Origin of the sequence: Nocardioides sp. NPDC057772 (genome assembly GCF_042798075.1) — a bacterium.
Lineage (GTDB): Bacteria > Actinomycetota > Actinomycetes > Propionibacteriales > Nocardioidaceae > Nocardioides.
Genome location: NZ_JBHVKN010000008.1, coordinates 38,161 through 58,965, shown reverse-complemented (window position 1 = coordinate 58,965; position 20,805 = coordinate 38,161). Strand labels below are relative to the sequence as shown.

The 20,805-nt window shown below is 69.2% G+C and carries 16 protein-coding genes, 1 tRNA gene, 1 other RNA gene and 1 pseudogene; 3 read left to right on the top strand and 16 right to left on the bottom strand.

Annotated elements, in window-relative coordinates; all coding sequences use genetic code 11:
• Positions 1-45: 45 nt before the first annotated feature.
• The 8 genes and pseudogenes from ACFVJS_RS03160 to ffs form a co-directional block, all read right to left on the bottom strand.
• Entirely contained in the window at positions 46-1,089 is a 1,044-nt protein-coding gene (locus ACFVJS_RS03160) for an aspartate-semialdehyde dehydrogenase (protein ID WP_378877372.1), read from the bottom strand.
• On the bottom strand, positions 1,086-1,580 hold the full coding sequence (locus tag ACFVJS_RS03155) for an ACT domain-containing protein (RefSeq protein WP_378877377.1): 495 nt from the start codon (positions 1,578-1,580) through the stop codon (positions 1,086-1,088). Before ACFVJS_RS03155 ends, ACFVJS_RS03160 begins: the two co-directional genes overlap by 4 nt.
• A gap of 39 nt (positions 1,581-1,619) precedes the next feature.
• A pseudogene (locus ACFVJS_RS03150) lies at positions 1,620-2,924 on the bottom strand (aspartate kinase); the annotation flags it as partial.
• Positions 2,925-2,935: 11 nt separating this feature from the next.
• Positions 2,936-3,523, bottom strand: coding sequence for a DUF5063 domain-containing protein (locus ACFVJS_RS03145; protein WP_378877370.1), 588 nt, complete (start codon positions 3,521-3,523; stop codon positions 2,936-2,938).
• 86 nt (positions 3,524-3,609) lie between these two features.
• On the bottom strand, positions 3,610-4,206 hold the full coding sequence (gene recR, locus ACFVJS_RS03140; RefSeq protein ID WP_008356228.1) for a recombination mediator RecR: 597 nt from the start codon (positions 4,204-4,206) through the stop codon (positions 3,610-3,612).
• 32 nt (positions 4,207-4,238) lie between these two features.
• On the bottom strand, positions 4,239-4,631 hold the full coding sequence (locus tag ACFVJS_RS03135) for a YbaB/EbfC family nucleoid-associated protein (RefSeq protein ID WP_378877367.1): 393 nt from the start codon (positions 4,629-4,631) through the stop codon (positions 4,239-4,241).
• Positions 4,632-4,641: 10 nt separating this feature from the next.
• Complete coding sequence (locus ACFVJS_RS03130; RefSeq protein WP_378877365.1) at positions 4,642-6,753, bottom strand: DNA polymerase III subunit gamma and tau; 2,112 nt, start codon at positions 6,751-6,753, stop codon at positions 4,642-4,644.
• 65 nt (positions 6,754-6,818) lie between these two features.
• Positions 6,819-6,909: signal recognition particle sRNA small type (ffs, locus tag ACFVJS_RS03125), an RNA gene on the bottom strand.
• Between the two features lie 100 nt (positions 6,910-7,009).
• Between ffs and ACFVJS_RS03120 the strand changes: the two genes are divergently transcribed.
• A tRNA-Ser gene (locus tag ACFVJS_RS03120) sits at positions 7,010-7,098 on the top strand.
• An 80-nt stretch (positions 7,099-7,178) separates the two neighbouring features.
• On the opposite strand, the gene ACFVJS_RS03115 is transcribed toward ACFVJS_RS03120, so the two are convergent.
• Positions 7,179-7,589 (bottom strand): RidA family protein, encoded by a 411-nt coding sequence (locus tag ACFVJS_RS03115; RefSeq protein WP_378877363.1) that lies wholly within the window; start codon positions 7,587-7,589, stop codon positions 7,179-7,181.
• Between the two features lie 78 nt (positions 7,590-7,667).
• On the opposite strand from ACFVJS_RS03115, the gene ACFVJS_RS03110 reads away from it, so the two are divergent.
• Positions 7,668-8,033, top strand: coding sequence for a winged helix-turn-helix transcriptional regulator (locus ACFVJS_RS03110; RefSeq protein ID WP_378877360.1), 366 nt, complete (start codon positions 7,668-7,670; stop codon positions 8,031-8,033).
• A 4-nt stretch (positions 8,034-8,037) separates the two neighbouring features.
• Here the strand turns inward: ACFVJS_RS03110 and ACFVJS_RS03105 are convergent, their stop codons facing one another.
• From ACFVJS_RS03105 to ACFVJS_RS03080, 6 genes are all read right to left on the bottom strand, one after another.
• Positions 8,038-9,180 carry a S8/S53 family peptidase gene (locus ACFVJS_RS03105; RefSeq protein WP_378877358.1) on the bottom strand — a complete coding sequence of 381 codons (1,143 nt, stop codon included), beginning with the start codon at positions 9,178-9,180 and terminating at the stop codon, positions 8,038-8,040.
• Positions 9,162-10,568, bottom strand: coding sequence for a type VII secretion protein EccB (locus tag ACFVJS_RS03100; protein WP_378877356.1), 1,407 nt, complete (start codon positions 10,566-10,568; stop codon positions 9,162-9,164). Before ACFVJS_RS03100 ends, ACFVJS_RS03105 begins: the two co-directional genes overlap by 19 nt.
• A complete protein-coding gene (eccD, locus tag ACFVJS_RS03095; RefSeq protein WP_378877354.1) occupies positions 10,568-11,938 on the bottom strand; it encodes a type VII secretion integral membrane protein EccD in 1,371 nt (456 codons plus the stop codon). The genes ACFVJS_RS03100 and eccD overlap by 1 nt, the downstream gene beginning before the upstream one ends.
• Positions 11,939-12,121: 183 nt before the next feature.
• The gene (locus tag ACFVJS_RS03090) at positions 12,122-12,415 is read right to left on the bottom strand and encodes a WXG100 family type VII secretion target (protein WP_378877352.1); all 294 of its coding nucleotides are present in this window, start codon (positions 12,413-12,415) and stop codon (positions 12,122-12,124) included.
• A 30-nt stretch (positions 12,416-12,445) separates the two neighbouring features.
• The gene (locus ACFVJS_RS03085) at positions 12,446-12,775 is read right to left on the bottom strand and encodes a WXG100 family type VII secretion target (protein ID WP_378877350.1); all 330 of its coding nucleotides are present in this window, start codon (positions 12,773-12,775) and stop codon (positions 12,446-12,448) included.
• A gap of 152 nt (positions 12,776-12,927) precedes the next feature.
• Complete coding sequence (locus tag ACFVJS_RS03080; protein ID WP_378877348.1) at positions 12,928-14,301, bottom strand: hypothetical protein; 1,374 nt, start codon at positions 14,299-14,301, stop codon at positions 12,928-12,930.
• Positions 14,302-14,475: 174 nt separating this feature from the next.
• Here ACFVJS_RS03080 and eccCa point away from each other — a divergent pair, with 174 nt between their 5' ends.
• Positions 14,476-18,516, top strand: coding sequence for a type VII secretion protein EccCa (gene eccCa, locus ACFVJS_RS03075; RefSeq protein WP_378877346.1), 4,041 nt, complete (start codon positions 14,476-14,478; stop codon positions 18,514-18,516).
• Positions 18,517-18,595: 79 nt separating this feature from the next.
• On the opposite strand, the gene ACFVJS_RS03070 is transcribed toward eccCa, so the two are convergent.
• Positions 18,596-20,659: a protein kinase gene (locus ACFVJS_RS03070; RefSeq protein WP_378877344.1), complete on the bottom strand. Its 2,064-nt coding sequence runs from the start codon at positions 20,657-20,659 to the stop codon at positions 18,596-18,598.
• Between the last annotated feature and the right edge of the window lie 146 nt (positions 20,660-20,805).

The following is a 20,805-nucleotide window of genomic DNA, read 5'->3' as shown; positions in this document are numbered from 1 at the left end:
AGGTGGCACCGTGGTGCCACCTCGGCCGACGGGGGCGACTTCTCGTCAGAGGCCGGCGGCCACGAGCTCGGCGAGCTGGACCGTGTTGAGCGCGGCACCCTTGCGGAGGTTGTCGTTGGAGATGAACAGCGCGAGGCCACGGTTGTCCGGGACGCCCTCGTCCTGGCGGATCCGGCCGACGTAGGACGGGTCCTTGCCGGCGGCGTACAGGGGCGTGGGTACGTCGCGGAGCTCGACGCCAGGGGCGTTCGACAGGAGCTCGGTGGCGCGCTCGGGGGTCAGCGGCGAGGAGAACTCGGCGTTGACCGCGAGCGAGTGGCCGGTGACGACCGGGACGCGGACGCAGATGCCGGAGACGCGCAGGTCGGGCAGGTCGAGGATCTTGCGGGACTCGTTGCGGAGCTTCTGCTCCTCGTCGGTCTCGCCCAAGCCGTCCTCGACCAGCGACCCGGCGTAGGGCAGGACGTTGAACGCGATCGTCTCGACGTACTTGTCCGGCTCAGGGAACGCGATCGCGGACCCGTCGTAGGCCAGCTCGCTGGCCTTGTCGCCGGCGGCCGCGACACCGCGGACGAGCTCCTCGACACCGGCGACGCCGGAGCCGGAGACCGCCTGGTAGGTCGAGACGACGAGGCGCTCGAGGCCGGCCTCGTCGTGCAGCGCCTTGAGCACCGGCATCGCGGCCATCGTGGTGCAGTTGGGGTTGGCGATGATGCCCTGACGGGCCTCGATGACCCCGGCCATCGCCGAGGGGTTGACCTCGGAGACGACCAGTGGGATTGCCGGGTCCTTGCGCCAGGCCGAGGAGTTGTCGATGACGATCACGCCGGCCTCGGCGAACTTCGGCGCCAGCGCCTTCGAGGTGGCACCGCCGGCCGAGAAGATCGCGATGTCGAGCCCCGACGGGTCGGCGGTGGCGGCGTCCTCGACGACGATCGAACGCTCACCGAACTCGATGGTCTTGCCCGCCGAACGGGCAGAGGCGAAGAAACGGACCTCGCCGAGCGGGAAGTTCCGCTCGAGCAGGATCTGGCGTACGGCGACGCCCACCTGCCCGGTGGCTCCCACGATTCCCAGGTTGACGCTCATCGGCCGGTCCCTCCGTAGACGATGGCCTCTCCGTCGCTGTCGAGGCCGAATGCTCTGTGTGTGGCGCGCACGGCGCGGTCGAGGTCGTCGGCACTGACGAGCACCGAGACGCGGATCTCCGAGGTCGAGACCATCCGGATCAGGACTCCCTCGGCGGCGAGCGCGGCGAAGAACTTCGCGGTGATCCCCGGATGCGTACGCATCCCGGCACCCACGATCGAGAGCTTGCCGATCTGCTCGTCGGTGACCGGGTCGGCGAAGCCGACCTCGGCCTGGATGTCGGCGAGCGCGGCGCGCGCCTGCTTGACGTCCGCGCGGGGCAGCGTGAACGAGATGTCCGTACGCCGCGTCTCCTCGGCCGACACGTTCTGCACGATCATGTCGATGTTGATGCCGTTGTCGGCGAGGGTGTCGAAGATGCGGGCCGCCTCGCCGGGCTCGTCGGTGACGCCCGCGACGGTGATCTTGGCTTCACCGCGGTCGTGGGCCACTCCGACGATCTCGGGGGTGTCGCCATCGGCGTCAGCGCCGTAGGAGACCTTCTCGACCTCCACGTCGCTGAACCGCTCTGCCGCGGCCTGCACCGCCCGGTCGACCTCGTCGTCGCCGACGACGACCGAGACCCGGACCTCCGAGGTGGAGATCATCTGGATGTTGACCCCGGCCTGCGCGATGGCGGAGAAGAAGTCGGCGATCTTCTTCGGCTGCGTACGCAGCCCGGCACCGATCAGCGAGACCTTGCCCATCCGCGGCTCGGTGCTCACCCGCTCGAAGCCGAGCTCGTCACGCGCCAGCTCAAGGGCCTTCCCGGCCCGCTCGGCGTCGTCACGGGGCAGCGTGAACGTGATGTCGGTGCGCTCGGCACCGGCCGACGAGGAGTCCTGGACCACCATGTCGACGTTGATGCCGACCCCGGCGATGATCTCGAAGACCTTCGCCGCTGCGCCGACCTCGTCGGGAGCGTTGACGACGGTGATCTTCGCCTGGCTGCGGTCGTAGGCGATGGCGGCGACGATCGGCGCCTCCATGCCGGCGTCGCCGGTCGGCTGCTGGTCGGCGCGCGGCGAGACCGCGTCGATGCTGCCCTTGACCACGGTGCCGTTGAGGGTGGAGAAGGAGGAGCGTACGTGGATCGGGAGGCTGTGTCGGCGGGCGAACTCCACCGAGCGCAGGTGGAGCACCTTGGCGCCGGAGGCGGCCAGCTCGAGCATCTCCTCGAAGGCGACCTCGCTGAGCTTGCGGGCGGTCGGGACGATCCGCGGGTCGGCGGTGAAGACGCCGTCGACGTCGGTGTAGATCTCGCAGACGTCGGCGTTCAGCGCCACCGCCAGCGCAACAGCCGTGGTGTCGGTGCCGCCGCGTCCCAGCGTGGTGATGTCCTTGGTGTCCTTGGAGACGCCCTGGAACCCCGCCACGATCGCGATCGCACCGTCGGCCATCGCCGCCTGGATCCGCTCCGGAGTGATGCTGAGGATCTTCGCGCGCCCGTGCTGGGCGTCGGTGATCAGACCGGCCTGCGACCCGGTGAACGACCGGGCCTCGTACGCCAGGCCGCGCTCGTTCGCGACGTCGTTGATCGCCATCGCGAGCAGCGCCATCGACTGCCGCTCCCCGGAGGTGAGCAGCATGTCGAACTCACGCGCGTGCGCGGTGGCGTCGGGCGAGACCTTGTTGGCCAGGTCGATCAGCTCGTCAGTGGTGTCGCCCATGGCAGACACGGCCACGACCACGTCGTGGCCCTGCTCTTTGGTCGCGACCACTCGCTGAGCCACACGCTTGATGCCTGCAGCATCCGCGACCGAGCTGCCACCGTACTTCTGAACGACGATACCCACGTCGCAGAAGTCTACGTGGCGGTCGCGGCCGTCTTCTCCAGCATCTCATCAGCGGCAGCCAGGTCCTCGTCCTCGCCGGTGAACGGCTCGGTGTCGAGGCGGTCGTGCGCCACCACCGTGAGCAGCGCGTTGAGCACCGCACCGGCCAGGTTGCCCCAGTTGTTGACATAGCTGAACTGCCACCACCACAACGCCTCGTCGACGTCGCCGAGGCGGTAGTGGCGCAGGCCGTACTCCAGGTCGGTCACCAGGCTGGCGACGTCGTCGGAGATCTGGCTGTCGACCACGTCCGGGCTGTAAGGATCGAAGACGAAGCTGTAGGTGTCGATGTCACCGAACATCTCGGCCAACCCCATCCGGAGCTCGTCGACGTCGGCCTCCATGCCCACGTCGGGCTGGAACTCCTCGCGTGGCTCGAAGTCCTGCTGGGCGCCCAGTCGCGCACCCGCCAGCAGGATCTGGCTCACTTCCAGCAGCAGCATCGGGACAGCGCTGCTGCCGTCACGCTCCGCCGCGATCGCACGTACGGCAAGCAGAAAGCTCTCCACCGAGTCCGCGATGCTCGTCGCGAAGTCCTTGCCGGTCCCGTCGTCCGTCATGACAGCTCCCTTCCCGAGGTGCCTTAGATCGTCAGGCTACCCGCGAACACCCGGCCTGACGAGGGTAAAGAGTCTGGTCTCAGGGACTACTCAGCCGCGCGCCGCCCGGCGAACGCACGCCCGAGCGTGACCTCGTCGGCGTACTCCAGGTCGCCGCCCACCGGAAGACCGCTGGCCAGACGGGTGACCTTCAAGCCGAGCGGGCTCAGCTGACGGGTCAGGTAGGTCGCGGTCGCCTCGCCTTCGAGGTTGGGGTCCGTGGCGAGGATCACCTCGGTGATCCCGGGATCGTTGAGCCGCTGGACGAGCTCGCGGATGCGGAGCTGGTCGGGACCGATCCCGTCGATCGGGCTGATCGCGCCGCCGAGCACGTGATAGCGACCACGGAACTCGCGGGTGCGCTCGATCGCGACGACGTCCTTGTATTCCTCGACCACGCACAGCACCGACTGCTCACGCCGCGGGTCGCGACAGATCCGGCACGTCTCCTCCTCGGAGACGTTGAAGCAGACCGAGCAGAACTTCACCTTCGCCTTGACCTCGTTGAGGATCGAGGCCAGCCGATGTACGTCGGCAGGATCCGCCTGCAGCAGATGGAACGCGATCCGCTGAGCGCTCTTCGGGCCGACGCCCGGCAACCGTCCCAGCTCGTCGATGAGGTCTTGGACCACACCCTCGTACAACTCTGTTGCCTGTCCTTCTAGCTGTGTCGGTCTCAGAAACCGAGCTTGAACGGCGGCTCGTTGCCGCCGGGGGCGCCCATGCCGCCGTCGAGACCGCCCGCGAGCGGGCCCATCGCCTCGCCGGCAAGCGCGTCGGCCTTGCCCTTCGCGTCGCGGTAGGCGGCGACGATCACCGCGCCGAGGTCCTCGAGGTCGTCGGGGCTGCTGCCGTCGAACTCGCCCTGCTTGATCTCCACGCCGACCAGCTCGCCGGTGCCGGTGAGCTTGACGGTCACCGCACCGCCGGCGACGGTGCCGTCGACGATCGTCTCGGCGAGCTTCTCCTGGGCGTCGACGATCTGGCTCTGCAGCGCCTGCGCCTGCTGCATGATCGCGTTGAGGTCGAAGCCGCCTTCGCCGCCGAGGCCTTCGAGTGGGTTCGTCATCTGTGCCGTCCTAGTTGTGAGGAATCTCTTCGATCATCGTTGCACCCAGCTCCTGAGCGAGCAGCGCCTCGGCGCCCATCGCCGACGGCCCGTCGTAGGCCTGGTCGTCGGGGTTCACCGCGGCGTCGGCCTCCGCCAGACGGGCCGCGGTGTCATCGACGGGGGGCTCGTAGCCGGCCGTACGCGTCGGGCGGATCGCCTCGCGCGCCAGCGCGATCGCGCCCGGGTCGGCCTGCTGCGTCGGGGGAGGCTCCGGTGCCGGTGGCTGGTCGGGTGGCGGCGGCTCGGCCGCCCAGTCGGGCGGTGGCGCCTGCTCGTTCCACGACGCCTCCGGCGGCTGCTGCGGCTGGGCGGGCTCCTGGGGCTGGCTCGGCTGCGGCTGAGGCGGCGCCTGCCGCGGCTGGGCGGGTTGGCCGCCGCCCGCGACGATCGCCTCGATCTTCGGCTGGATCCCGATCACGTTGACCAGCGCCTGCCCGAGGATCGGCTCGTGCCCGCCGGTCGCGAACCGGTCGCGCAGCCCCGGCGAGGCGAACCCGAGGGTCAGCACGCCGTCGCGGAAGTCGACCACCTGGGCGTTCTGACCCACCAGGGACCAGGTCGCCCGGCGCAGGCCCTTGGTCTGGGCGATCACGTCGTCCCACAGGCGGCGGATGTCGACGTTGCCCATCCCGCCGCTCTGCTGCGGCTGGGCCGGCGGCTGAGCCGGCGGTTGGGGCCGGCTCGGCTCGGGAGCCGGCGGCGCCTGCTGCGGAGGCGTCTCCGCTGTCGGGGCGGGCTCACGGACCGGCTGAGGCTCGGGCTCGGGAGCCGGAGCGTACGTCGGGGCAGGCTCGGGCTGCGACGGCGGCGGAGCGACCGTCTCGTGGCCCGGCGAACCGACCGACGGCTTGAGCACCGGCCGGTCCTGGGCCGGGGCGGCCGCCGGCTGAGGAGCGGTCACTGTCGGCGTACCGCTGATCTCGATCCGCCGCTCCAGACGGTCGAGCCGGGCGGCCAAGCCGTCGGCACCGTCGGCCGCGGGCAGCAGCACCCGGGCACAGATCAGCTCGAGCAGGAGCCGGGGCGCGGTCGCACCACGCATCTCGGTCAGACCGGTCGCGACGGCGTCCGCGGCCCGGGAGAGGTCGTGCGGCCCGAAGCGTCCGGCCTGGGCGACCAGCCGCTCGCCGCCGTCCTCGGAGACATCGATGAGGCCGGTGGCAGGCGCGTCCGGGACCGCCTTGACGATCACCAGGTCGCGCAGTCGCCGGAGCAGGTCCTCGGTGAACCGTCGCGGGTCCTGACCGGTCTCGATGATCTTGTCGATCACCCCGAACACCGCGGCGCCGTCATGGGCCGCGAAGGCGTCGACGACCTCGTCGAGCAGCGCATCGGGGGTGTAGCCGAGCAGCCCGGCGGCCAGCTCGTAGGTCACGCCCTCAGGGCCGGCGCCACCGAGCAGCTGGTCCATGACCGAGAGGCTGTCGCGCATCGACCCGGCACCCGCGCGCGCGACCAGCGGCAGCGCGGCCGGCTCGACCTTGATGCCCTCCTTCTCGCACAGCGTCGCGATGTAGTCGGAGACGAGCTTGGGCGGGAACAGGCGGAACGGATAGTGGTGGGTGCGCGACCGGATCGTCGGGATGACCTTCTCCGGCTCGGTCGTCGCGAAGATGAACCGCAGATGCTCCGGCGGCTCCTCGACGAGCTTGAGCAGCGCGTTGAAGCCCTGCGTCGAGACCATGTGGGCCTCGTCGATGATGTAGACCTTGTAGCGACTCTTCACCGGCGCGAAGAACGCCTTCTCCCGCAGATCGCGGGCATCGTCCACACCACCGTGGGACGCCGCGTCGATCTCGATCACGTCGATGCTGCCCGGCCCGCCTCGCGCCAGGTCCCGACACGACTCGCACTCCCCGCACGGGTCCGCGATCGGCGCCTTCTCGCAGTTCAGCGCGCGCGCCAGGATCCGCGCGGACGTCGTCTTGCCGCACCCGCGCGGGCCCGAGAAGAGGTACGCATGGTTGACCCGGTTGCCCGCGAGCGCATTGCGCAGCGGGCCGGTGACGTGATCCTGGCCGATGACCTCGGCAAACGTCTCCGGCCGGTAGCGGCGGTAGAGAGCTAGCGGTGCGTCCACTCGGTAGACCCTATCCGCCCGCACCGACAGTTTGCGACCGCGCGCGTGGGCCGTAAAGAAATAGAAAAGGCCCCCCACGTACCCAACAGAGCTCGCTTATCCTTGCTGCCTTCCGGCCCTGGGGAGGTTCGACAAGATGTCGCCACATGGGGGGTTGCCGAAGAGTCTAGACGAGTCGCCGCGCCGATCCCAAAGCCCACCCACTAGCCCTGCGCCGATTTCCCCCACACTCGCGGATCCGCGTAGGATCCCTCACGGATCTGTCGCCTAGTGGCCTATGGCGCACGGCTGGAATCCGTGTTGGGTTAATAGCCCTCGGGGGTTCGAATCCCCCCAGATCCGCCAGCAGGAACCAAGGTTGACCTGCAAGAACGCCGATCCGAAAGCGCAAGCTCCGGATCGGCGTTCTTCATTCCTCAGGCGATTCAGTCCAGGATGGCGTACGCCTCGACCTCGACGAGCACGTCCGGCTCGAACAGGTAGTCCACGCCGATGGCCGACAACGGCGGCAGCGGCCGCGGAATCCCGAGCTCGTCGACGACGCTCTCGAGCCCCGCGATGAATGCGTCGTACTTGTCCGGGGTCCAGTCCGTGACGAAGAACCGGAGGCGTACGACGTCGGCGAAGGTGGCGCCGGCGCCGGCCAGTCCGCGCGCGGTGTTGCGGAGGGCGTGGGCGAGCTGGCCGGCGAGGTCGCCGGGCGCAACACCCCGGCCGAGCTCGTCGCGGGCGATCTGTCCGGCGACATGGATGTGACGAGTGCCGGTGGCGACGGAGACGTGGTGGTAGGGCACGGGCTGGAACATGCCTTCGGGGGTGAGCAGGTCGACGGACACGATGAGATTCCTTTCGAACGGTCAAGGTTTCTCATGTGTACTTGGTATCCGAAGGACACTTCAACGAGACTAGGTTTCATGCCGGATACCCCGCCTGGCCCGCTGCGCCTGACCCAGGAGCATCGCGAGCTCCTCGACCAGCTCCTCGACAAGTGGTCTCTCCAGGTGTTGGACACCCTGTGCGAGCGACCCCGACGTTTCAACGAGCTGCGGCAGGCGATCCCCGCCGTGACCCAGAAGTCGCTCACCACCGCGTTGCGCCGCCTGGAGCGCAACGGCATGGTCGCCCGCGTCGTACTGAGCACTCGCCCGCTCGCGGTGGAATACCGCATCACCCCGTTGGGCAGCACCCTGCAGGACCTCATCGACCGGCTCTACCACTGGTCGGCGACGACACTGCCCGAGGTCGAAGCAGCACGCGAGGCGTTCGACGAAGCCTTGTGACGGGCTACATCGAGCCTTTGCGCCGCGAGAACAGCGGTCGCAGGACCAGCCCGAGTCCGAGCGCGCCCCCGCCTCCGATGCCCCACCAGACCGCGTTGTCGCGGACGGCGTCGAGCGGGTCGGCCTTCTCCCGGGCCATCGGGGCCTGCTCGACCTCCGGCGGCTCGGCAGCCTCCTTGACGGCGGGGCGGGTGAGCGCGTCGTAGGCGTTGACCACGCCGGCACCCCAGTAACGGCCGCCCTGTCCCTCTCGGCCCGACGTGGTGCTGTAGAGGCGGTCGATGACCTGGCTGGCGCTCCAGCCTCGGTTGGTCGACCAGATCAGCGCGAGCACCGCCGAGACCTCAGCGGACGCGAAGGAGGTGGAGATCGTGTCGACCCAGCACGGCTGGCCGAAGAGGGTCTTCGACGGGGCGCCGTACGTGGGAGCGGCGACGTCGGTGTTGGAGTTGGGCAGCACCGTGGATTCGGGGTCGGAAGCCCAAGTGCCGGAGGCACTGACCGTCACAACGGAGTCGTTGGCGTTGGGGAACACCTTGGGCGCCATGTCCCGGTCCGTGCCGGTGGCGACGCCGGACCAGTCGGCGGCCATCACCACGATGGCCCCCTTCTTGATGAGGGTGTCGACCGCCGTGTCCAGGCCCGGCGCGCCCTCCGTCGCCGGCAGCCCGATGTCGACGATCAGGCCCTTCGCGTTGCCCTTGGCCAGTGCGTTGAGCTCGGTCACCATCCGCTTGGCGTCGACCGTCGACTTCTCCTGACCGACCTTGAGGACCGGGTGGTCACTGAGCGTCGCCTTCGGTGCGATCTGGGAGATCAGCCCGGCTGCGACGGTGCCGTGATAGTCCTGTGCACTGCGGCTGTAACCGGAGTCGACCACCGCGATACGAATCCCCTGACCCTGCTTGCTCATCTGCTGCGCCTCCGCGATCCGCATGATCGCGAACGGAGCCACCGTCTCCGGCACGGGCGCCGTCTGGGCCTCCGCCTTCTGCGGGGTGCCGCCGGTGTTCTTCTTGTACGCCGCACAGAGAGGCCGCTCCTCCGCTGCGTACGCAGGGCTCGGGCTGCTCAGCAGGGTCATCCCGCCGACGACGGCAGCGAGCGCGATACCGCTACGCAGCAGCGTCACTCGGTCGCCACGCACTGGCTCTCCTGAACCTCTCCGGTGCTGGGCGGGCAGAGCGCGAGCTCGGTCGAGAGCGCAGCCCCGCCAGGAAGCAGTCGCAGCCAGGTGCCGGGCACGATCGGGCCGGAGTCGGTCGTCAGGCCGAGCCGCGCGACCGTGACCTTCCCGTCAAGGGTGTTGGCGGTGCCGCGGGCATCGATCAGGTAGGGCGTCGCACTCTCCTTCTGGAGCTCCTCGCCGTTGGCGGCGTAGACGAACGCACCCTTGCCGGGATCGACTCGGGCCGCCGTCAAGTCACTTGCCGCAGGAGGCTCCGACGCCGGCCAGGCACGGTTCCCCGGCTCCATACCGAGGCGTACCGTCGTCTTGTCCTCGGTCTCGAGCTTGGCGCAGACACTGCCGGTGCCGGGCTCGAGGGTCGAGGTCGGCCACGCGGTCTCCAGATCCTTGCCATTGATGTTCGGCTGAGAACTCAAGGACTGCTGGTTGGCCTTGCTGCCGAAGGCGACGTCATAGATCTCACTGGCGAAGTCGTCCAAGCGAATCCAGCCCGACTCGGTCATCAGGTAGTTCTTGGCCTGGTAGTTGGCCTTGGTGCCGATCGGGTACTCCTCGCCCTCGACCGTGCCGCCGACCTTGGTGAAGGCGCTACCGAACGAGTCACCCGACAGCGGCGCACCCGCCGGGAAGAGGTTGACCCAGGCTTGAGGAACTGTGGGCGTCGACACCGGCCCGTTGAAGGTCCGGTCAGCGTACGTCTCCGAGTCGCCCTCGATCTTGTAGCTGTAGGCCTGCGTGTAGCCCTCAGGGCTCCGATATTCAGCGATGAGGTAGTTGCCTTCTTCGGTCTGCACCATGAACCCGGTGTCGGCGGCGGACTTCACGTCCGGCTTCTCGGAGATGTTCAGGTAGGTGCCCGCACCGTTGGCCGTGCAGGCCGTCCAGCCGGTGTTGATGAAGTCGGACTTCAGCGGCAGCTCTTCGGGAACCTTGGGGCCGGAGAGCCCGATCGTCTGCTTCGGGAACTCCTTGTCGATCTCCTCCTGGTCGATGACCTTGGACTTCTTCTCCAGGTCGAGACCGAGGATGAGCTGGGCGCTGGCGAGGTTGACGACCGGGTGCAGCTCCTTGTCCTTGTCGGGGCCGGTGACGACGTAGCGCGCACCGCCCTTGGTGACGATCAGGCCGTCGTTGTCGGCCCAGCCGGTCGCGGGCCGGGGAGCGAGGAAGTGGGCGACGGCGCCACCGGCGATGAGCAGCACCGCGAGCACGACGCCACCGAAGACCGAGCGGCCCGGCCGGGCCGGCTCCACCTCCCGCCCACCCGGGGCACCGGAGAGGAACGCGGAGACGAGCCGGCGCCGGCTGAAGGCATGCGCCTCGACGAGGTCCTTCTTGCTGGCCATCAGAAACCAGCCACCGCGGCGCCGAAGAGGCCCGAGGCGAGCACCATCAGCGGCAGCATCGCGAGCAGGCAGACCGTCTCGGCGACATCGGCCAGCCGGCCACGCCGGATCGACCCGACGTCGGGGACGAGCGTCAGCACCAGGAGTACGCCACCCGCGGCCGCCAGTACGACGGCGGTCGTCGGCCGCCACGACTCGTGGTAGACCAGCAGCGCGGCACCGATCGCGAGCAGGCCGGCGATGCCGGAGACCAGCCCGACGAGCACCTCGGAACCCGTCCGGTACTGCCGGGTGCGCAGCATCAGCACGACACACGCGGCCAGCGCCAGCAGCGTGCCGAAGAGCCCGAGGCGCACCACGAACGGCGCGGTCAGCACGACCAGGACGCCGACGGAGAGCGAGATCGCGACCAGGATCTCGTGGGCGACCTTGGCGTCGACCCGGACCTGGTCCTGGCGGATCTCGTCGGGGTCGAGGTTGATGTCCTCGTCGGAGTAGAGCTGGGGGACGTCGGTCTTGGTCGTGCTCAGCGCGAGCCACGGGAAGAAGCTGCCTGCCAGCACCACGACGACCAGCACGATCCCGAGCACCACACCGGCCTTCCCGCCGGTCGCGCTCAACAACAGGCCGGCCACGAGGAAGACGCCGCCCACCAGCGCGCCCGGCATCGCCAGCATCCGGGCCTCACCCAGGCCGAGGAAACCGATCGCGGAGACCAGCATCGCGCCGGCACCGGCGAAGGCCAGCGGCATCCCGACGCCACCGTCGAGGCCGAAGGCGGCCGCGCCGATCAGGAAGCCGGCGACCGCGCCGTAGACCTCACCGATCCACACGGCGGCGATCGCGGCGTCGTTCTCCTCTTCGAGCCGGGAGAGCACGATCGCGCCTCCGGCGAGGACGATGCCGATCACGGCGGCGGCGACCCCGGCGAGCATCGACGGCGCCTGGGTCCACAGCGCACCGGCGCCGAGGAGCAGAAGCAGCGCGGCGGCCAGCAGCGACGTACGTCGTCCTGCTTCGGGCTTCCAGGGAGCCATCTCGCTCTCGACGACGTCGGTCATCGCCTCGACGACGTCGTCGTAGACCCGCGGCGGCTTGTCGTCGATGCCGGCGCTCACGGTGAGCACGCCACCGTCCTCGACGCCCTGCGGGATCAGGCCCAGGTCGCCCGCGAGCTTGCGTCCGTCGGCGAGCACGACGCGATAGCCGGCGTACGCCGTCTGCGGGTCGAGCAGCCCGACGCTTCGCGCGAGCTCGGGGACGAGCTCCGCCACCGGCACAGAGCCCGGCAGCACCAGATCCATCCGACGGGTGCCGGAGGCGACAGTGACCCGGACCAACCCCGTGGGCGCCACCTGCGCCTGCGTCATTTCACGAACTCCTCGCGTCGTGCCTGTACCCGAGACGAACCGACCGAATGTCCCGAGATCTGCGCCCTACCATCGCCTGCTGAGCCAGCCGGCGAGCATCAGCGCTGACTTTGCCATAAATCCAGCGACGAGGGGACCGGTGCCCCGCACCGGTCCCCTCGTGTTGCGTGTGTGCTGAAGAACTCAGCCGCCGAAGCCGCCGGCGCCACGCATGTCAGCCTCGTGCATACGCGCCTGCGACTCGTTGACGAACTTGCTGCTGCGGTCGAGCGCGGCACCCAGCTCACGGATGGTGCCGTTCCACTTGGCCTGGGCCTGGTTGTAGGCGTTGGCCGCCTCACCGGTGAAGTTCTCTTGGAGGTTCAGGATGTACCTCTCGAGCTCGTCGAGGGCGCCGTCCATCTCCCTCACGCCCTTGAGCAGCACGTCCACGATCGAGCCCATGGCTCCGTGGTTAACGACAATCTCTTCGCCCATGACAGTTCCCTTTCAGTCTGTTGCGTCCGGTCAGAACGAGTACTTGGTGCCCTCGACCTGGCTGCTGATGGCGCTGGTCTGCCCGGCGACATCCTGGTCGGCGTCGGATCCCAGCTGGCGAGCCTTGGTGAGCCCCGCGGTGAGCTGGTCGAGCGCCGTGGTGATCTCGCGGGCCTTCTCGTTGTAGGTGTTCATGAGCTGCTGGAACGCGTTGCCGCCAGCGCCCTTCCAGCCGGAGGCCCCAGCAGACTGAGCCTCGGAGACCGTGCGGGAGTTGATGTTCTCCAGCTTGGCCTTGGTCTCCTCGATGAACTTGACGGCGGACTCGATCGCCTGCCCTTGCTTGATCTCACTGCTCATGGTGCTGTCCTTCCACCGGCGGAACCGGTTCCTAGGTTGATACCTGTTGGAGCCCGGCTCCCGATGGGCTCCCCCGAGGTCCGGACACTGTGCTCTTACCCCGTCTCCGGAGTTCTAAACACAAATCTCTGAACTTTTTTCAGCCGTGCTGCCTAGCCATTGAAACCCGATTCCCACAGGTGTCGGAAGAAGCCTGAGGAAACGACGAACGAAGCGATGACGGCTGCTCCGCACAGCGACTCCGACCAGTCGGCCCGAGACGCCCACTTCGCCGAGCGCCAGCCCCGGCCGGTCGCGATCGCCGCGATGATCACGGCGAACCCGATCAGCACGACGCCCAGACCGAACCAGGAGACCAGCTCCGGGTCAGCCCACCCTACGAAGGCGCGGACGCCGACCGCCAGCGCAATAACGCCGGCGACCCGCAGTACGCCACGAGGCAGCCAGTAGCGGTAGCTGCGCGCCGCGAGCAGAATCACGAAGGCACCGGCGAGGACGATCATCCAGGCACCGATCCGGTCCACGTCGGCGGTCGCGGTGGCAACCAGCGCCGGCGCACTCACCGCGACCACACCGAGCACCCCCCAGGACGCGGCCGCCAGCGTACGAGCGCCGCGCTCGGCCACCTCGGTGACCTCGTCGAACGGGACGGTCGCCTTGCCTGTTGTGGTCTTGGCCCGCGCGGACCAGGCGGTCACCGAGAGCTTGGAGACGTCGAGGAGATAGGAGTCGGGGACATCGACGGCGTAGGACGGGACGATCCGTGCCGCGAGGGCCGCGGCGGCGAACAGGATCGACCACGGCACCTGCGGCGCGGTGCCGACCAGGGCGCACAGCGCGGTGACCACGAAGACCGTGACACCGGTCAGGGTCCAGACCTTGAGGGCGGCGTCGACGGTGTCGACCAGCGAGCGCGAGACGGTCGCGACGACCGCCCCGCACAGCCCCGCCACGCCGACGGCCAGCGGCATCGTCTCCGGGTCGGGGGTGACGGTGATGACGAACGCGGCGCCCGCGGCGAACGCCGGGGCCACGATCGCCCGGCGGGCTGCGTACGGTCCGGCGGGGAGGATCCCGACCAGGGTGCCGACGCCGAGGAGGCCGGCGATCGCCATCCGCTGCCAGCCGTCGGCGTGGGCGCCGAACCCCGAGGCCGCGACCGCCAGCAGGGTGGCCAGGCCGACCCAGTAGAACGAGAAGCTGCCCGCGCGGACCGGCTCGGCCGCCTCGACGACCTCGCGCCGTGCGTAGGTCTGCGTGGGCGGGGAGTCGGCGGCGAGCAGGGCACCCGAGGTGATGCCGCGGGAGGCGAGCGAGGCGGTCGGCGGGATCACCTCACCACGGCGGTCGCGCAGCACCGGCGCGGCGGGCAGGCCGACGGCCGTGGCGTACTCCCGTGACAGGTCGGACACGTGCGCATCCGACGGAACCACGATGTCGACCACTCCGGCGGTGCCGTGGACCGTGATCGCCAGGCCGCCTGCTGCGAGCGCCGGCTCAACGGCATCGGCCGTCTGAGTGGGCATGACACCTCCCGGATGCGTGATGACCCTGTGACAGAGTTCCACATCGGAAGCTCTTCCGCCCGTTTTACCCGACCGGCACGGTTAAGGGTAGTAGCCGGGGTAGGGGCACTCTAAGATCCTGACCACCTGCGGCATCCGGGCCCGCGGGGCACTGAACCAGTCTCAGGGGGACACGTGACCATCGCTGCGACAGCCGGCGGTACCCGCACCGAGGAGCCGGAGGTCCCCGAGGGGGAGCTCGCGCTGAATCCTCCGCCGGCTATCGAAGAGGGCGAGGGTGTCGGCGGCGTTCTGATGAACGCCATCCCGATGCTCGGCAGTCTCGGGTCGATCGTCTTGGTCGCCACGATGCAGCCGGCGGGCGGCACCGGTGGCGGTGCTCCGATCCAGAAGTACCTCGCGGCGGGCATGTTCCTCTTCGCAACCCTGGGCTTCATCTTCGTGCAGATCGACCGCCAGCGGAAGCAGAAGCAGAAGCAGGTCGGTGGGCAGCGCACCGACTATCTCCGCTACCTGGCCGGCGTCCGGCAATCCGCCCGCAAGGCCGGTGAGCAGCAGCGCAAGGCGCTGACCTGGCACTACCCCGCACCGTCCTCGCTGCCCGCGATCGCCGAGGAACGCAGCCGGCTGTGGGAGCGCTCGAACACCCACAAGCGCTTCCTCGACGTCCGTTACGGCGTCGCCCACCAGCCTCTGGCCCTGACCCTCGTGCCGCCGCAGCAGACCCCGATCGACCAGGTCGACCCGGCCTCGGCGAGCGCGCTGCACCGGCTGCTGACCGTCCACCGGGTCCAGCCCGACCTGCCCGCGGCGACCAACCTGCGCGGGTTCGACAAGATGGAGATCTGCGGCAACGAGGACCAGGCCCGGGCGCTCGCCCGGGCTCTGATCTGTGGGATGACGGCCTTCCACTCCCCGGAGCAGTTGATCGTCGCCGTGCTCACCTCCGAGCGCAACCTCGCCGAGTGGGACTGGGTGAAGTGGCTCCCCCACGCGCAGAGCGGCCGCGAGGTCGACGCCGTCGGGCCTCGCCGCATGGTGGTCACCAACATCAACGACCTCGGCGCTCTGCTTCCCACGGAGGTCGGCGAGCGCGCCCGCTGGGGCACCGACGACCGGATCCCCACCCCTCAGGTCGTCGTCATCGTCGACGGCGGCTCCGTCCCGCACGGCAACCACGTGCTCCCCGACGACGGCATCCAGGGCGTCACCGTGATCGACCTGCCGACCCACTGGGACGAGCTGTTCGACTCCAGCAGGGTGCGGTTCCTGATCGACGACGAGGAGCCCGACGAGAACAACACCGTCCCCGGCTACCAGGTGCGCGTACGCATGGACCCGGTCCGGCTGCGCGTCGACCAGATGAGCATGGCCGACGCCGAGGCCTACGCCCGCCGTCTGACCGCGCTCTACACGGTCGCTCCGGAGGGCTCGGACGCGGCCGCCGAGACCCCGCAGGACACCGAGATCGCGGCGCCGAAGGACTACATGGCGCTGCTCGGCCTGGGCGACGTACGCTCCTTCGACCCGGAGGTCGCCTGGCGTCCCCGCGCCAACCGCGACCGGCTGCGCGTGCCGGTCGGTGTCGGTGAGGCCGGCCAGCAGGTCTACATGGACATCAAGGAGTCGGCCCAGCAGGGTATGGGGCCGCACGGCCTCGTCATCGGTGCGACCGGTTCCGGTAAGTCCGAGTTCCTCCGCACCCTCGTCCTCGGCCTGGTGCTCACCCACCCGCCGGAGGTTCTCAACCTGGTGCTGGTCGACTTCAAGGGAGGCGCGACGTTCGCCGGGATGGCGGGCATGCCGCACGTCTCCGCGGTGATCACCAACCTCGAGGGCGAGCTCACCCTGGTCGACCGTATGCAGGACGCGCTCTCGGGTGAGATGACCCGTCGCCAGGAGCTGCTGCGCGAGGCGGGCAACTTCTCCTCGCTGAAGGACTACGAGAAGGCCCGTACGCAGGACCCGTCGATGGCTCCGCTGCCGTCGCTGTTCATCGTGGTCGACGAGTTCTCCGAGATGCTCTCGGCCAAGCCCGAGTTCATCGACCTGTTCGTCGCGATCGGTCGTCTGGGCCGGTCGCTCGGCATCCACCTGCTGCTCGCCTCGCAGCGCCTCGAGGAGGGCCGCCTGCGCGGCCTCGACTCCCACCTCTCCTACCGCGTCGGTCTGCGTACGTTCTCCGCGCAGGAGTCCCGGACCGTGCTCGGTGTGCCGGACGCCTACGAGCTCCCCGCCGTCCCCGGCCTCGGTTACCTCAAGCCCGACCCGACCACCCTGCAGCGGTTCCGGGCGGCGTACGTCTCCGGGCCACCGGCCGCGGGGTCGCGGATCCGCCGCGACGAGGGCGGCAAGCTGCAGGGCATCTTCCCGTTCTCGATCGCGGAGGTGAAGCAGCTGGCGATGCCGGTCGAGGAGGAAGAAGAGCGTCCGGCGGCACCGGTCGTGGGTGCCGACGGCGTCGAGAAGTCGATGCTCGACATCGCCGTCGACCGGATGACCGGCCACGGCACGCCTGCCCACCAGGTCTGGCTGCCGCCGCTCGACATCCCCGACACGCTCGACTCGCTGATGCCCGACCTGACCACCACCCCCGAGCTCGGCCTGCACTCGCCGGCCTGGAAGCGGCTCGGCGGTCTGGTCGTGCCGCTCGGCATCGTCGACAAGCCGCGCGAGCAGCTGCGTGACACGCTCACCGTCGACCTGCGTGGGGCCGCCGGCCACGTCGCGGTCATCGGCGCGCCGCGCACCGGCAAGTCGACCACGCTCCGCACCATCGTCACCTCGATGTCGCTGACCATGACGCCGCAAGAGGTGCAGTTCTTCGTGCTCGACTTCGGTGGCGGCACGTTCGCCCCGCTGGCCAAGCTGCCGCACGTCTCCGGTCTCGGCACGCGTTCCGAGCCGGACGTCGTACGCCGCGTCCTGGCCGAGATCTCCGGCATCATCGACCGCCGCGAGGCCTACTTCCGGGCGCAGGGCATCGACTCGATCGAGACCTACCGCACCCGCCGCGCCCGCGGCCAGGCCGACGACGGCTGGGGCGACGTCTTCCTCGTCATCGACGGCTGGGGCACGCTCCGCGCCGACTTCGACGACCTCGAGTACGCCATCCAGGAGATCGCCCCGCGTGGCCTGACCTTCGGCGTACACATCGTCGCTGCGGCCGGCCGCTGGGCCGAGTTCCGCTCCTCGATGCGCGACGTCTTCGGCACCAAGCTCGAGCTGCGACTCGGTGACCCGATGGACTCCGAGCTCGACCGCAAGCTGGCCGCGCTGGTGCCGACCGGGCGTCCAGGTCGAGGCATCGTCAAGGAGAAGCTCCACTTCCTCAGCGCCCTGCCCCGGATGGACGGTGACGGCTCCGCGGCGACGCTGGGTGACGGCGTCGACGACCTGATCTCCCGGGTTTCCGCAGCGTGGCAAGGTCCTGCCGGGCCGAAGCTGCGACTGCTGCCGGAGAAGATCACGATCGAGCGGGTCCGGGACCAGGCCGGGGTCACCGAGGACAATCCCGGCAAGCGACTGCTTCTGGGCATCAACGAGAAGGAGCTGGCTCCGGTCGGCCTCAACCCCGACGCCGAACCGCACCTGCTCGTCTTCGGCGACGGTCAGTCCGGCAAGTCCACGCTGCTGCGCAACATCGCCCGCGAGATCATGCGGACGCACTCGCCGAAAGAGGCCCAGATCGCGGTGGTCGACTACCGGCGCTCGATGCTCGGCGAGATCCCGGACGACTACCTGGTCAGCTACCTCACCTCGGCCACCCAGGCGACACCCGCTCTGAGCGATCTGGCGGACTACCTCTCGAAGCGGATCCCGGGGCCGGACGTCACGCCCGAGCAGCTGCGCAACCGGTCCTGGTGGACGGGTGCGGACCTGTTCCTGCTGGTCGACGACTACGACCTGGTCGCCACGCAGCAGGGGTCGCCGGTCGCACCCCTGCAGCCGCTGATGGCTCAGGCACGCGACGTCGGCCTGCACGTGATCATCGCCCGCCGCTCGGGTGGAGCATCGCGATCGCTCTACGAGTCGGTCATCCAGTCGATGCGCGACCTGGCCATGCCCGGCCTGCTGCTCTCCGGCAACCCCGACGAGGGTCCGCTCATCGGCAGCCTGAAGCCGGTCCCGACGCGGCCGGGTCGTGGCCGCCTGGTCACTCGCGACCGCGGTGTCGAGGTCGTGCAACTGGCGTGGAGCGAGTCCTCGGTGTAGCTCGCCTCGTCCCGAGCGAGACAGAACGGCCCGCGACCTGATCCAGTCGCGGGCCGTTCCAGTTGATCCAGAGGTTGATCTAGAGGGTCCCGGTCCCGTTGTTGTTGGACGCCTTGCGCAACGGGGGGTGGGGCTGGAACTGGTCGGCCCCCGGCATATCCCAGGTCTCCGCGGTGAACTGGTCCTTGCCAGAGATCAGGACCGAGGCCTTGTTGAGGTATTCGTAGTCCCCGTCCCCCGCACGCAGCGGGTTGACCAGGTCGTCGCGGCCATCGCCGTTGACGTCGGACACTGCGGGAATCTGGGAACCGCTGACGGCGTCGTCGTTCCTGACCGGGTCGTCGATGTCCCACGACGGCTCGTGGACGAACTTCTTGCCCTCGGGGTCGAAGGAGTAGACCCGCAAGGCCCACTTCTGCTCCACGACCTCCTGGGTGATCATCTCGTCCTTCCCGTCACCGGTGAGGTCGGCGAAGATGGCGGTCCCTGCGGACCGGTCACCGTCGGGTCCGGGCACCTCGAGCTCCGTCTTGGTGAGCTTCGATCCCTGGCTCATCAGCAGCACAGCTGCGGCCGGCGACCTCTCCCTGGCGCCCATGACGATGTCGGCCCGCTTGTCGCCGTCGAGGTCACCGACCTCGAAGTTGATGTCGAACGTGGTGCCGTTCCAGGGCCCGGTATACCAGTCGGCGCTCTTGGCCCAGGTGTTGTCGGCCTTGCTCAGCATGACCGTGACGTGGACCTGGAGGTCCTCGAGCTTCCCGAGCTCTGCGTCGTCCGCAGGCAGCTTGGTTCCGTTGCCGACGGAGATCATACCGATGTCGTCGCGTCCGTCACCGTTGAAGTCGGCGCAGAACATGGCCAGGCGCTTGCCCGAGACGGGGACCTGGATGGAGCCGTCCGGTTGATCCTTGGCGTTCGACTCGACGCTGAAGGTCGACCCGACGCCGGACAGCTGAACAACGTCGACCCGACCGTCGGCATCCAGATCACCGAGCAGGTTGCCGAACCGGAGGTTCTTCTCGGTGCCTGTCTTGAACGTCTTGCCCGTCGAGGCGAACAAAGTGGCAGCCTCGCTGTCCGAGGCATAGCTCAAGCCGAGGAAAGGCGCGCCTAGAACCACGTCACCCAACCGGTCTCCGGTGATGTCCCCGCTCACGGCGGGCTTGGGCTTCTCCGGGGTGTTCTCCGTGGTGGTGAGCGTGATCCCGAGCGCGGCACCACCTGCGACGAAGACCGCCGCTGCCGCCCCCGCGGCAACCCACCACTTGGTCTTGGCGCGCTTGAGCGTGACGGTCGCGCCGGAGGCGAATCCCATCTGACGTCCCGCCATCGCAGCGAACCGGTCCCGGACTCGGACGGCGTCGCTGGACCGTCCGACCGGGTCCTTGGTGAGCAGGCCGCCCTGACCCGAGAGCAGATCGTTGGCCTGCAGGGTGAAGTCGTCGCGCCCGGGCAGCGTGGGGATCGGCTGGGAGCTGTGGGCCATCGCGGTCTCGACGTCGTTCGCCCCGGTGAAGGGCACAGCACCGGTGACCAGCTCGTAGAAGAGACAGCCCAGTGAGTAGAGATCGGTCGCCGGGCTGGCCGGCGCACCCATCGCGCGCTCGGGCGCCAGATAGTCCCAGGCACCCGAGTGGATGCCGGGCCGAGCCGTCGCGGAGTCGTCGGCGCGCGCCGCGGCGAAGTCCGAGAGATAGGCGTACGGCGGGTTGTTGCCGTCACGCAACAGGATGTTCGACGGCTTCACGTCGCCGTGCACCACCCCGACCTCGGGTGAGTGGATCGCGGCCAGGCCATCGGCGATCTGCGCGCAGATGTCCGCCGCCATCGGCCCCGGAAGGCGACCGCGGGACTTCAGCAGAGAGCCGAGATCACCGCCGTCGGCATACTGCGAGACCAGGTACGGAGCGCCGTCGCTGGTCCGGCCGTTGGTGTAGACGCCCATGATGTGGGGCGAGTCGAGCTTGGCCATCAGGGTGGCCTGCTTGTCGAATCTCGACACGAACTCCGGGTCGCGGGCGCTCCGCCCGAGGAGCACCTTGATGGCGACCGCGCGATTGAGGCGGGTGTCGGTGGCCCGGTAGACCACCGCACTGTCGTTGGCCGCCACCTGCTGCTCGAGCCGGTAGGGCCCGATCATCCCAGGGGTGTCCTGCGGCGCAGCCGGTGGCGGCGGGGGCGACGCTGACGCAGCCGGTCCCTGTGTAGGAGCCAGTGTGGGCGCCTGCGTCGGAACTTGCGCCGAAGGCGGCGGAGGCGGAGGGGGTGGTGCCTGGGTCGAAGGTG